The organism is Streptomyces sp. NEAU-W12, assembly GCF_026242095.1.
Classification (GTDB): Bacteria; Actinomycetota; Actinomycetes; order Streptomycetales; family Streptomycetaceae; genus Streptomyces.
Genome location: NZ_JAPJDM010000019.1, coordinates 1 through 12,601 on the forward strand (window position 1 = coordinate 1; position 12,601 = coordinate 12,601).

Genomic DNA, 12,601 nt, shown 5'->3' on the forward strand with positions numbered 1-12,601 from the left:
CGTGCCAGTCCGTCGGCCTGTGCGACACCGTGTTCTCCCCCGTACACACGCAATGCCTACCGTTGGAACGTGCGTATGAACTTATCGCACGCGTTGCTTGTTGCGTGGGGGCATGGGGGAGCAGGACGTTGGGGTGGGCGGAATCGGCGCCTTGTCAGGCGGTGGTCGTCTTGAGGCTCTGGACGAGGGCGGTGAAGGAGCCGACCGGGATGGTCACCGTGCCCCGGGACGGGTTCTTCGAGTCGCGTATCGCGACTCGGGTACGCAACGGGGCGATTTCCACGCAGGTGTTGCCGTCACCGCCGCCGGAGAACGAGGACTTTCGCCAGCGCAGGGGCTCGGCCATGGCTCGCCTCACAGTTCCTTCGCCAAGTGGTAGATGAAGTCCAGCGACGCCGTGGGGGTCAGCGACGCCTTCTCTACTTTACGGAACAGTGTTCGAAGCTGGTTCAACTGAGGTTTTGCATCGATGAAGGCAGTCCCGGTGGGAGAGTCCCGCAGCACGGTGTCCAGTTGGGGCACAGGACCGCATGCGTGCATCATCGAGGCCTCGGCGCCGGCGAAGCCGTCCTGGTGAGTGGGGATGACACGTACGGTCGCGTGACCGTCCTCGATCTGTGCCAGGATCTGACGGATTTGGGCCTGGGTCACCTGACGGTCGGCTACGCGGACCCGAAGGGCGAACTCGTGGATGATCGTCTCGTACGGCGTCGAGTTGTCACCCTCGATCGCGGCGCGCCGGCGCATCCGGTGTTCCACGCGAGGAGCCAGTTCGCTCTCGGGCAGGCCCGGCATCATGTACGTGTACACCGCACGGGCGTAGTCGGCGGTCTGGAGCAGTCCAGGAACGTGCGTGATCACGATCTCGCGCAGGGCCGTCGCATGGTGCTCGACTTCGGCGGTGTCCAGGAACACCGGGGGCAGTACTCCCCGATACTCCTCCCACCATCCACGCGTGCGGTCGGTCGCCATGGTGACGAGTCCGTCGATCAACCCCTCGTCCGTGCAGGCGTAGTGCGCCGCAAGTCGACGTACACGCTTGGCGCTCACGCCCGCGACACCGGACTCGATCTGGCTTATCTGGACCGAGTCGGCGCCGAGCAGCTCTGCGGCTTCTTTGGATTTCATGCCCATCGCCTCGCGCAGTTTGCGCAGCTCAGTGCCCAATCGCACCCTGCGGGCCGTGAGATGCCTCTTCGGCGGCAACCGACGCCTCCTGGTCTCAAGTGCCTGACACAAGTAACTCGTTCGAGGGGAAGAATACGGCAGCCGCTTGCAGTTTCCTAAAACTAGGAAATACTGTCGGTCGCATGGCGCGCACGGTGCGCTACCGCCTGATGTCGGAAGTGCACCGCTTCGTCAGTCCCTGTCGGAGCGGCGGTGCCACCGGCCAACCTCTCCCACTCTGATCGGAGTTCACTCATGCCAGAAGGCGAACTCGTCGACTCGACGACCCCCTGGGAGTACACCCTCTACATCCCGAACGACCTGCGCGCCGTCACCGTCTCCCGCCGCACCCTCCGGTTGATCCTCACCATGCACGGGTTGATCCGCCTCGTGGACACCGCCGAACTGCTCGCGACCGAGCTGGTCTCCAACGCCGTACGCCACACCAAGGGGCCTGCCGCACTGAGGGTGAGCTGGTCGGTCGGCGTGCTGCGGATCGGAGCGTGGGACACGGACCCGGAGCCGCCGGGGGAGCCGGCTTCGTTTGCCGGGGCGGAGGCAGGGCGAGGAATCGCCCTGGTGAGGGCCTGCGCGGACCTCTGGGGCTGGAAGCCGCTGGCCGGGGACGGCAACCGGGGCAAGTACGTGTGGTGTGACCTTGCGGCGGTGTGACGCGTTGATCATGTCGACCAGGACCCCAGGCGAAGCGGATCTGGAGGAGCTGATGATGCCGGTCGATCACGTGTCGGCAGTCGATGCAGAGCCGGTGGCTGGGTACGTGGAACGTCACGACGAGGCCGGGTGTCCGCTGACGCTTCTCTTCGGGTACCCCGCCTTCCCGCAGGCCTGCTTGGAGATAACTGCCGAGCTGGTCCTGACTCTCGCGGACGCGGGTCCCCTTGACGTGACGGACGGCATTCGTGCGAGGGGGAAGGCGTGCTCCGGTCCCGACGAGCAGCTCAGGACATGGGTAAGCCGGGCCGTGCACGTGACCGACCCGGGATCCTTGTTCGCCGCGAAGGCGGTCTGATTCCACCGATGAGTGCTTGGGCCGTCAGCTGGAAGCCGTCAGGGACGACACGCGCTTGCCTGGGCGGCGACCGGGCTGGTGTGACGGGAACGCGGGGGTGCGGAGGCGGGCTTCTGCGGGGCCGGTGCGAGTCCATAGGATCTCTGTAGGCTCCATACGCCCTTCAGCACCTGATCTCGTCTCACTCCACGCCGTCACCCCGACTCCTCCCCCACCACACGACCGGGACACCCGCCATGCCACGACGCCGTAGTCCAAGCTCGTCCAGCGCGACGGGAGACCGCAGCGGAGGCTCCGCCGCTCCGCGGAACCGGACGCCTCAGCCCGTGCGGACACGGCGGCGGACCGTCGGGGACCTCGTCAAGGCGTTCTTCGCCTTCGTGGCGTTGCTCGTGCTGGTGGTGGGGGTGCCGGCCGCGCTCGCCGTGGTCGCGGGCCGGCCGTTGCCGAGCACGTTCGAGCCCATGGAGTGGCTGAGGACGGAGGTCTCCGTCGAGACCTTCCAGAACATCCTGGTCTTCTTCGTCTGGCTCGCCTGGGCCCAGTTCACCGCCTGCGTGCTCGTCGAGATGAAGGCCGCGCTCTCCGGCGTCGGGGTGCCGGGGCGGGTGCCCGGGGCCGGGCCCAGCCAGCTGCTCGCGCGTCAACTCGTCGCCGCGCTGCTGCTCGTCGGTGCCGCCTCGGCCAGTTTCACGCCGGGGCTCTCGCAGCTGGGGCAGGGGGGCGAAGGCGGCCGGCAGGCCACGGCCGCCACCGCCCAGCAGACGCCGGGGCTCTTCGCCCAGCAGCAGGAGCAGGCCGCCGGGGCCGCCGCCGCTCTCGCCGAGCAGGCGTCCCACGCCGCCGCGCACGCCGAGGCGGGTGGCAGCACCGCCCGGCGGGACGACACGAAGTTCTACCGGATCCAGCCTCCCGAGGGGCGTCACCACGACTCCCTCTGGGAGATAGCCGAGCGGCACCTCGGGGACGGACGCCGGTACAAGGAGATCTTCGCGCTCAACAAGGACCGCACCCAGCCCGACGGTTCCAGGCTCTCCGAGGCCAGTCTCATCCGGCCCGGCTGGATCATGGAGATGCCCGGCGACGCGCGCGGCGGCGACCTCGTCGAGATGCCGGACGAGACGCCCGAGGTCTCGCCGGACGTGCAGCGGCAGATCCACGACTACGCCAGGACCGGGGACCACGCCCGGGGCAGTGGCGGAGGCGCCGCCCATGTCTCCGTGCCCGAACAGCGTCCCGCACCCGAACAGCGTCCCGCCCCCGAGCGCCGGCCCGCGCCCGCCGCCGACCACGCCGGTCACCAGCGGCCCGCCCCCGCCCCGCAGCACGCCGGCCCCGCCCGGGACACCTCCTCCTTCGGCCTGCCCGAAGCCCTCCTCACCGCCCCCCTCCTCGCCGCCGGCCTCCTCGGCGCCCTCGGGCACCGGCGTCGGCAGGCGCTGTGGCAGTCGGCGCTCGGGGGGGCCGGCGGGCGGCGCGGGATGGAGCCGCCCACGCCGGAAGGCGACGCCCAGGACGTCCAGGACGCGCTGCTCGTCGGTGCCGACCCCGAGGGCGTACGGCTGCTCGACCGGTCCCTGCGCGGGCTCGCCGCCTCCCTCGCCGCCGAGTCGCGCGCCCTGCCGACCGTCTACGCCGCCTGGCTCAGCGACGGCGACCTGCACCTCCAGCTCGCCCAGCCGGCCGGCAGGCCCCCGGCGCCGTGGCGGCCGGGGCAGGACCAGACGTTCTGGACGCTGGCCAAGGACGACGCCGGGCAGTACGAGGACGTCGACACCGCCGCCCCGTACCCCGGTCTGGTCAGCCTCGGCACCCTGGACGACTCACGGCTGCTGCTCAACCTGGAGTCCGTCCCCGGCATCGTCTCGCTGAGCGGCAGCGAGGCCGACCGGGCCGCCGTGTTCGCCTCCGTCGCCGCCGAGCTGGCGACCAACGGATGGTCGGACCGGATGACCATCACTCTCGTCGGGTTCGGTGAGGACCTGACCCCGCTCGCCCCCAACCGGCTCCGCCACCTCGACGGCGTCGAGGCGCTCATCGAGACCATGGAGGCGGAGACCCGGCAGCGGCGCGGCGCGCTGGGCGCCGCCGGGCACGACTCCGTCCTCACCGGACGCACCGGCCCGGCCCGGCACACCCGTTGGGCCCCGCAGCTCGTCCTGCTCGCCGCCGAGCCGTCCGCCGAGGACGCCGTCCGGCTCGCCGAACTCGCCGCCGACGCGAGCCGCCTCGGCATCGGCTACCTCGTCGGCACCGGGAGCGGCGAACTGCCGGGCGCTGCCTGGGAGATGGAGATCACCGGCGAGGGCAAGCTGCTCGCACCCCTGCTCGGCCTCGAACTCGACGCCCAGCTGCTGCCCGCCGCCCAACAGCGCGCGGTCGTCGAACTGTTCGTCGAGGCCGACCCGGACCGCGGTCCCGACGGACCGGTCAGCACCCCGCCGTTCCTCGTCGACATCAGCGAACAGGGCCGGCCGGCCGTGTACGCGCGCCTCGTCGGGCCGTACGAGATCATCGGGCTCGACACCCCGGACGACGAGCGCAGCGCCCTGCTCCACGAGGCGCTCGCCCTGCTGCTCCTGCACCGCGAGGGCGTGCACCCGCGCGTGCTGTCCTCCGCGCTGTGGCCGCGGGGTGTCACCGACGACGTGCGCGAGGCGCTCCTCGACCGGCTGCGCGCCTGGCTCGGCACCGACGCCGACGGCACACCGCGCCTCGGCACCGACCGCACCGGGCGGCTCACCCTCGCCCAGTCCGTCGTCTCCGACCTGGACGTGCTGCGGTCGCTGTACCACGAGGCGACCCAGGGCAAGGGCGTCGACAGCCGCGTCGTCCGCGGGCGGCTGCTCACCGACGCCCTGGTGCTGGTGCGCGGCCCGCTGCTCGCCGACCGGCCCGAGGGCCGCTACCGCTGGCTCACCCACGAGATCGTCGACGCCCAGCTCCCGCTGCTCGTCGCCGACACCGGACTCGCCCTCTCCGAGTTCCACATGGAGAAGGGCCGTGCCCAGAAGGCCATCGAGGCACTCGACGCGGCCCTGCGCACCGCCCCGGCCGACGAACGGCTGTGGAACGAACTGCTGCGCGCCACCCACGCCCTCGACGACCCCTCCCGGCTCACCGCTCTCGCCACCGACCTCGTCGGACGCAGCGGCGCCCGCGGGCTGCCGCCGCGCACCGAGGCGCTGCTCGACGAACTGCTGCCGGCCTGGCGCGACACGGTCGCGGCAGCGGCGGCGGGGTGAGCGGGGCGTGAGCGACCTGCCGGTGCCGCCGGTCGCGGCCGTCGTCCTGGTCGCCGCGCTGTGGGGCGCGGCGGCGGGCGCGCTGCTGCCCCGCGCGGTGCACCGGTTCGCCGTCCCGGCGGGCGAGGAGTGGCGCGCCCGGTGCCCCGAGGGGCATCCGCTGCGCGGGTGGCTCGGCCGGGCGCGGTGCGGACCGTGCGCCTCGCGCGCAGGCGGGGAGGGAGAAGGGGCCGCCGGGGCGCCGTACGGTCCCGGGCCCGCCGCCCCCGCGGCCGCCGCCGCGCTCGTGTGCGCCGCCCTCGCCGCCGCCACCGGGACGCGGCCCGAGCTGGCCGTCTGGCTGCTGCTCGCGCCCGTCGGCGTGCTGCTGGCGGTCGTCGACTTCCGGGTGCAGCGGCTGCCCGACCCGCTCACCCTCCCGTTCGCCGCGGCCGCCCTCGCCCTGCTCGGCGTCGTCGCCCTGCTCCCCGAGCACGCGGGCACCTGGACGACCGCCCTGCTGGGCGCCCTCGTCCTCGGCGCCGGCTACTTCGCCCTGTTCCTGATCAACCCGGCCGGCATGGGCTTCGGCGACGTGAAACTCGCCCTCGGCGCGGGGGCCGTCCTCGGCTGGTACGGCTGGCCCACCGTGATGCTCGGCACCTTCGCCGGGTTCCTGTTCGGGGCGCTGTACGGCGGCGCCCTCGTCGTCGCGCGGCGGGCGGGGCGCAGGACGGCGATCCCCTTCGGACCGTTCCTGATCGCCGGCGCGTTCGTCGGGCTGCTGATCGGGGCTTACACGGCGTGACGCCTGGGCAGGTGCGGGGAGGCCGGTGCGGTTGACGCGGCCGATGCGGCCGATGCGGCCGGCGACCGACGAGCCGTGCGGAGCCAATGCGACCGACGGCCGACGAGCCGAGCGGGGCCGATGCGACCGACGGCCGACGGGCCGTGCGGGGCCGACGGGTGCCGATGCGGCCTGACGTCGGGCGCCCCGGGCCGCTGGCGTAGGCTGGCTCAGCCCGTCCACAACCCTTACGAACCTTACGAAAGGGACGCCCGGTGACCGAGAAGGCCGACCTCCAGCCCATCCTCGACCGTGCTGCCGCCGGCGGGCGGATCACCCCCGAAGAAGCGCTCGACCTCTACCGCGACGCCCCGCTGCACGCGCTGGGCGCCGCCGCCGACGCCGTCCGCCGACGCCGGTACGCCGGGACCGAGCACATCGCGACGTACATCATCGAGCGCAACATCAACTACACGAACGTCTGCGTCACCGCGTGCCGCTTCTGCGCCTTCTACGCCGCGCCGAAGGACACCGCCAAGGGCTGGACCCGCGACCTCGACGACATCCTGCGGCGCTGCGCCGAGACCGTCGAGCTCGGCGGTACGCAGATCATGTTCCAGGGCGGCCACCACCCGGACTACGGCGTCGAGTACTACGAGAAGCACTTCGCCGCCATCAAGAAGGAGTTCCCGCAGCTCGTCATCCACAGCCTGGGGGCGAGCGAGGTCGAGCACATGGCCCGGATCTCGAAGGTGTCGGTCGAGGAGGCCGTCACCCGGATCCACGCGGCCGGGCTCGACTCCTTCGCCGGGGCCGGTGCCGAACTGCTGCCCGAGCGGCCGCGCAAGGCCATCGCGCCGCTGAAGGAGTCCGGCGAGCGCTGGCTGGAGATCATGGAGATCGCGCACGGGCTGGGCGTCGAGTCGACGTCCACCATGCTGATGGGCACCGGCGAGACCAACGCCGAGCGCATCGAGCACCTGCGCATGATCCGGGACGTGCAGGACCGTACGGGCGGCTTCCGCGCCTTCATCCCGTACACCTACCAGCCCGAGAACAACCATCTCAAGGGCCGCACCCAGGCCACGATCTTCGAGTACCTGCGGATGATCGCCATCGCCCGGCTGTTCTTCGACAACGTCGCCCACATCCAGGGCTCCTGGCTGACCACCGGCAAGGAGATCGGCCAGCTCTCCATGCACTACGGCGCGGACGACCTCGGCTCGATCATGCTGGAGGAGAACGTCGTCTCCTCCGCCGGCGCCAAGCACCGCTCCAACCGCATGGAGATCATCGACCTCATCCGCCGGGCCGGACGGGTGCCCGCCCAGCGGTCCACCACCTACGAACACCTCGTCGTGCACGACGACCCGGCGGACGACCCCGTCGACGACCGCGTGGCCTCCCACATCTCCTCCACGGCGATCGAGGGCGGCACGGCCCACCCGGAGCTGAAGCTCCTCGCCTCCAACTGACCCGCCCGTGCTGACGATTCACACGGCGGAGGTGGTGCGCCTCACCTGGGACACCCCTGCGGACGCCGCCGAACCGCTGACGGGCGGTGCCGTCGCCGTCGACGGCGGCCGGATCGTCGCCGTCGGGCCGCCGGCTGAGGTGGAGGGCCGGTTCCCGGGCGCCCGGGTCCGGCGCTGGCCGGGGACGCTGGGGCCCGGGCGGATCCACCGGGGGCCGCTCCCGGAGGCGCCGAGCCCGCGTGAACGCGTCCACGAGGTGCTCAAGCGCGGCGCGGTGGCGGTACTGGCGGAGCACGCCGACGCACCCGGACTGCGCGCCGCGGCCGGACGCAACGACGTCGTCGTCCTGACGTCCTTGTGTCCCGAGGCGCTCGTCGTCGGCGGCCGCGCGGACCTGGCGGTCTTCGACGGCACCGGTGCCTGCGTCGCGACCGTGTGCGCGGGACGCCTGGTGCACCGCCGACGCTGACCGGCCCGGTGCTGACCGGCCCGGTGTTGTCCGGCCCGGTGTTGTCCGGCCCGGTGCTGACCGGTCACGTCGACGGGTCCGGTGGTGACCGTTCGGTGCGGATCGGCTTGGTGTCGACCGGCTCGGTGCGGGCAGGCCCGGTGGTGTCCGGTCACGTCGACGGGCCGGTGTCGGCAGGCCCGGTGCCGTCCGACCGGCGCAGACCGACCCGGTGCCGGTCAGCCCGCGAAGGCCCTCCCGAAGGCACCCGCCTCCTGCTCCACCCCCGCTGCAGTCGGTCGCGGCATCCTCCGCGCCGGAGCCCTCCGCGCACTGCCGGTCCCGGAAGGACGACCACATCGACACCCGGGCGATGCCCTTCTCCTCCGCGAAGGCGCGCACCTGTGCCGCGTCCGCCAGGGTGAACGTCTCGCCCCCGACGTCGTCGACGCCGATCATCGAGGTGAGCGCCATGCCCCGCCAGGCAGCGCTGCCCGACAAGCCGAAGACCTCCGTGAACTGGGCGTTCGCGGCCTCGGCCGAGGTGACGGCGTAGTCGCCCGTGTCACCGTCGTACGACTCCCCGTAGTTCATCGTCATGAGGTTGACGGTGCGGACCCGTACGCCCTGGTGGTTGGCGGAGGCCGACAGGTCCAGGACGTCCTCGTCGAGGCCCGAGGGCATCACCGGGACGGTGAAGGAGACGTCCAGCTCCGTACGCTCCTCCTGCAGCAGGACGGGCTGACGGGCCCCGTCGGCGGGGACGGGTGGGCGGCGACGCGTCGGCGGAGCTCGCCGCCGGGGACGGGTGGACGGTGCGCGTCGGCGGGTGCACGGAGCAGGGGTGCCTCGGGACGCGGGCGGGAAGCCGGGGCCCCCGCCCCGGGAACGGACTGCAAGAATGGGTCCGTGACCCGCGCATCCCTGGACAAGCAGCCGCACGAAGTCGCCTCGATGTTCGACAACGTGGCGGCACGGTACGACCTGACCAACGACGTGCTGTCGCTCGGCCAGGACCGGATCTGGCGCAAGGAGGTGGCCAAGGCGGTCGGCGCGCGCCCCGCCGAGAAGGTCCTGGACCTGGCGGCCGGTACGGCGACGTCCTCGCTGCCCTTCGCGCAGGCCGGTGCCTACGTCGTCCCCTGCGACTTCTCCCTCGGCATGCTCCAGGTCGGCAAGCAGCGCCGGAACTGGCTGCCCTGCACCGCCGGCGACGCGACCCGACTGCCCTTCAAGGACGGCGTCTTCGACGCCGTCACCATCTCCTTCGGGCTGCGCAACGTCCAGGACACGGACGCCGCGCTGCGCGAGATGCACCGGGTGACCCGGCCCGGCGGACGCCTCGTCATCTGCGAGTTCTCGCAGCCCACCTGGGCGCCGTTCCGCACCGTGTACACCGAGTACCTGATGCGGGCGCTGCCGCCGGTCGCCCGGTCGGTCTCGTCGAACCCCGACGCGTACGTCTACCTCGCCGAGTCCATCCGGGAATGGCCCGACCAGCCCGCCCTGGCCGAGCGGCTCCAGGGCGCCGGCTGGACGAAGGTGGCCTGGCGCAACCTCACGGGCGGCGTGGTCGCCCTGCACCGGGGCCACAAGGCGGGCTGAGACGGGCCGCGCAGGGGGCGAGCCGCGGTGGCGAGCCGCGCGCGGGACCGCCCGGGGCGCGCGGGCGGGGTCAGGGCGGTCCGAGGAGCGCCGTCGCCGTACGGGGCGCGGCCGTGCACGGGGCCCCGGGTTCGTCCAGTTCCCGCCGGAGGCCGCCGCCGGGAGGGGCCGGTCCGCGCGGCTCACGCACCCCTCCTCCGCCCTCCCCCTCCCCGAAGTCGAGCCACACGTGCACCGCGGAGTCCCGCGGCACCTCGGTGCCGGGCTGCGGATACTGGCGCACGACGTACTCGACGACGGCCAGGTGGAAGTCCGGCCGGTCCGGCGCCTCGAGGGACAGGCCACGCGCACGAGCCGACTCGCGCGCGTCCACGGCCATCAGGCCGACCAGTCGAGGAACGCGCACCTCGGGTGTTCTGGGTCGCATACGCACGGACGTCACCCCCAGCGATGCCGGCAGCGTAGGCACGGCCACGCACCGGAAGGAAGCATTCCGTGGCTATCTGTGACAATCGGTCACCATGAGTGAGTGAAGTGATGGACTCTGCTTCCGCTTTCAGAAGGTCAACCGGTAGCAGTGGCCCTCCCGGTGCGAGGCCGGGATCGTGAACGTCCCGGCGAGGCGCATCCCGAGCCGCCGGGTGACCGCCGCCGAGCGGGTGTTGCGGGCGTCGACCATCGCGACCACGTCGCGCACGCCGGTGGCGCGCACGCGCTCCAGCGTCCGGCGTGCGGCAGCGGTGGCGTACCCCTTGCCCCAGTGCTCCCGGCCGAGGCGCCAGCCGATCTCGATTTCGCCGGTCGGACCCCAGTCTCGTTCCCAGGGCTGGGCGCCCGTGAAGCCGATGACGCGGTCCGCCCCGTCGACCACGGTCCACAGGCAGAAGCCGAGTTCGGCGTCGTGCCGCCGCTGGCGGGCGGTGAGCTCCTCGTAGACCGACAACTCCGCGGCCCTGCCGCCGTGGAACTCCATCACGTCCGGATCGGCGAAGATCCGGTGCCAGGTGAAGGCGTCCTCGTGGGTGGGCACACGGAGCCGTACGGCGGGCGGGGCTGGATTCATCGGGACGGCCCTTCGGCAGGGTGATCGGTTCCGCTGCATAGACTGCCCGTGTCCAGTGCCCGCCGGCACGCAGATTTCGAACTTGGGGAGAACCCGCCGTGACCGAGCCGCTCTCCGACAACACCGCTGATGTGATCGTCGTGGGCGCGGGGCCGGCCGGCTCCGCGACCGCGTACCACCTGGCGAGGTCCGGTCTCGACGTGCTCCTGCTGGAGAAGACCGCGTTCCCGCGGGAGAAGGTCTGCGGCGACGGGCTCACCCCGCGCGCCACCAAGCAGCTGGTGTCGATGGGCATCGACATCTCCGAGGAGGCGGGCTGGCTGCGCAACAAGGGCCTGCGCATCATCGGCGGCGGGGTCCGCCTCCAGCTCGACTGGCCCGATCTCGCCTCCTTCCCCGACTACGGCCTGGTCCGCAAGCGCGACGACTTCGACGAACAGCTCGCCCGGCAGGCCCAGAAGGCCGGCGCGCGCCTGTACGAACGCTGCAACGTGGGCGCGCCGATCATCGACGACCGCACCGGCCGCATCACCGGCGTGAAGGCCAGGCTCGGCGAGGAGAAGCGGGACGTCACCTTCCACGCCCCGCTGGTGGTGGCCGCCGACGGCAACTCCACGCGGCTGTCCCTGGCCATGGGCCTGCACCGCCGCGAGGACCGTCCGATGGGCGTCGCGGTCCGTACGTACTTCACCTCGCCGCGCCACGACGACGACTACCTGGAGTCCTGGCTCGAGCTGTGGGACCGCCGCGGCCCGCAGGACCGGCTGCTGCCCGGCTACGGCTGGATCTTCGGCATGGGCGACGGGACGAGCAACGTCGGCCTCGGCGTGCTCAACACCTCCGACTCCTTCAAGGAACTGGACTGGCGCGAGGTCCTGAAGGCCTGGTGCGCGTCGATGCCCGAGGAGTGGGGCTACACCCCGGACAACATGACCGGCCCGATCCGCGGCGCCGCGCTCCCCATGGCCTTCAACCGCCAGCCGCACTACACGCGCGGGCTGCTGCTCGTCGGTGACGCGGGCGGTCTGGTGAACCCGTTCAACGGCGAGGGCATCGCGTACGCCATGGAGTCCGGGCAGACCGCCGCCGAGGTCGTCGTCCAGGCCCACGCGCGGGCGACGCCGGCCCAGCGGGAGATCGCCCTCCAGCGCTACCCGCGCGTCCTGAAGGACACCTACGGCGGCTACTACACGCTCGGCCGCGCGTTCGTGAAGCTCATCGGCAACCCGAAGGTCATGCAGATCGCCGCCCAGCGCGGCCTGACCCACCCGATGCTGATGAGGTTCACCCTGAAGCTGCTCGCCAACCTGACGGACCCCACGGGCGGCGACGCGATGGACCGCATCATCAACGGCCTGAGCAAGGTGGCGCCGAAGGCGTGACCCCCGCCGCGGGGCCGGTGTGACCGGCCCCCGCGAACGGCTCCGCCCGGATCGTGCTCGACGGCTCCGGCTGCGCACCCGGCTCCACCGGAACCGGTGCGAACGGCACGCGGCGGACCGCCGGTGCCACCGCCCGAGGTGCGAGGCCCTGAGCGGCACTGTGGGCGGCCGGAGTCCGAGGGGCTGGCCCGGGCCGTCCGGCGTCTGCACGGGGCGCCGCAGGAGGTCGCCGCAAGGCCGCACGGCGCTTCGCGCGGGCATGGCGGCCCCTCAGCGCGCCCCGCGCGGAGGACAATTCGGGCGATCGGGTGGTTTCGGTGCGGCGAGGACGGGCTCCCGGGCGGAGCGGCCGGTGTGCCTGAAGCACCCCCGAAGCGCCCGGACGTGAACGACGGAGGACCGCTGCCCCCGAGCGGCAGC

At 72.5% G+C, this 12,601-nt stretch carries 12 protein-coding genes and 1 pseudogene; 8 read left to right on the top strand and 5 right to left on the bottom strand.

Annotation, left to right across the window (positions count from 1 at the left end):
* Nucleotides 1–154 precede the first annotated feature (154 nt).
* Nucleotides 155–346 (bottom strand): DUF397 domain-containing protein, encoded by a 192-nt coding sequence (locus tag ORI94_RS23025; RefSeq protein ID WP_266078718.1) that lies wholly within the window; start codon nt 344–346, stop codon nt 155–157.
* 8 nt (nt 347–354) lie between these two features.
* Nucleotides 355–1,173 carry a helix-turn-helix transcriptional regulator gene (locus ORI94_RS23030; protein WP_323056081.1) on the bottom strand — a complete coding sequence of 273 codons (819 nt, stop codon included), beginning with the start codon at nt 1,171–1,173 and terminating at the stop codon, nt 355–357.
* Nucleotides 1,174–1,422: 249 nt separating this feature from the next.
* Here ORI94_RS23030 and ORI94_RS23035 point away from each other — a divergent pair, with 249 nt between their 5' ends.
* The 6 genes from ORI94_RS23035 (at nt 1,423) to ORI94_RS23060 (ending at nt 8,152) form a co-directional block, all read left to right on the top strand.
* Nucleotides 1,423–1,839 (top strand): ATP-binding protein, encoded by a 417-nt coding sequence (locus ORI94_RS23035; RefSeq protein ID WP_266078722.1) that lies wholly within the window; start codon nt 1,423–1,425, stop codon nt 1,837–1,839.
* A gap of 10 nt (nt 1,840–1,849) precedes the next feature.
* The gene (locus ORI94_RS23040) at nt 1,850–2,197 is read left to right on the top strand and encodes a hypothetical protein (protein ID WP_266078724.1); all 348 of its coding nucleotides are present in this window, start codon (nt 1,850–1,852) and stop codon (nt 2,195–2,197) included.
* Between the two features lie 236 nt (nt 2,198–2,433).
* Nucleotides 2,434–5,442, top strand: coding sequence for a BTAD domain-containing putative transcriptional regulator (locus tag ORI94_RS23045; protein ID WP_266078727.1), 3,009 nt, complete (start codon nt 2,434–2,436; stop codon nt 5,440–5,442).
* 7 nt (nt 5,443–5,449) lie between these two features.
* On the top strand, nt 5,450–6,229 hold the full coding sequence (locus ORI94_RS23050; protein WP_266078729.1) for a prepilin peptidase: 780 nt from the start codon (nt 5,450–5,452) through the stop codon (nt 6,227–6,229).
* A gap of 254 nt (nt 6,230–6,483) precedes the next feature.
* Nucleotides 6,484–7,683 (top strand): cyclic dehypoxanthinyl futalosine synthase, encoded by a 1,200-nt coding sequence (gene mqnC / locus ORI94_RS23055; RefSeq protein WP_266078731.1) that lies wholly within the window; start codon nt 6,484–6,486, stop codon nt 7,681–7,683.
* A gap of 7 nt (nt 7,684–7,690) precedes the next feature.
* Nucleotides 7,691–8,152 (top strand): imidazolonepropionase-like domain-containing protein, encoded by a 462-nt coding sequence (locus tag ORI94_RS23060; RefSeq protein WP_266078733.1) that lies wholly within the window; start codon nt 7,691–7,693, stop codon nt 8,150–8,152.
* 218 nt (nt 8,153–8,370) lie between these two features.
* On the opposite strand, the pseudogene ORI94_RS23065 reads toward ORI94_RS23060, so the two are convergent.
* Nucleotides 8,371–8,866, bottom strand: a pseudogene (locus ORI94_RS23065) (hydrolase); the annotation flags it as partial.
* Nucleotides 8,867–9,040: 174 nt separating this feature from the next.
* Between ORI94_RS23065 and ORI94_RS23070 the strand changes: the two are divergent.
* Nucleotides 9,041–9,736 (top strand): demethylmenaquinone methyltransferase, encoded by a 696-nt coding sequence (locus ORI94_RS23070; protein WP_266078735.1) that lies wholly within the window; start codon nt 9,041–9,043, stop codon nt 9,734–9,736.
* A 70-nt stretch (nt 9,737–9,806) separates the two neighbouring features.
* Here ORI94_RS23070 and ORI94_RS23075 read toward each other — a convergent pair whose 3' ends face one another.
* A complete protein-coding gene (locus ORI94_RS23075; RefSeq protein WP_266078737.1) occupies nt 9,807–10,163 on the bottom strand; it encodes a PASTA domain-containing protein in 357 nt (118 codons plus the stop codon).
* Between the two features lie 129 nt (nt 10,164–10,292).
* Nucleotides 10,293–10,799, bottom strand: coding sequence for a GNAT family N-acetyltransferase (locus ORI94_RS23080; protein WP_266078739.1), 507 nt, complete (start codon nt 10,797–10,799; stop codon nt 10,293–10,295).
* A 98-nt stretch (nt 10,800–10,897) separates the two neighbouring features.
* Between ORI94_RS23080 and ORI94_RS23085 the strand changes: the two genes are divergently transcribed.
* Nucleotides 10,898–12,181 carry a geranylgeranyl reductase family protein gene (locus ORI94_RS23085; protein WP_266078741.1) on the top strand — a complete coding sequence of 428 codons (1,284 nt, stop codon included), beginning with the start codon at nt 10,898–10,900 and terminating at the stop codon, nt 12,179–12,181.
* Nucleotides 12,182–12,601 lie beyond the last annotated feature (420 nt).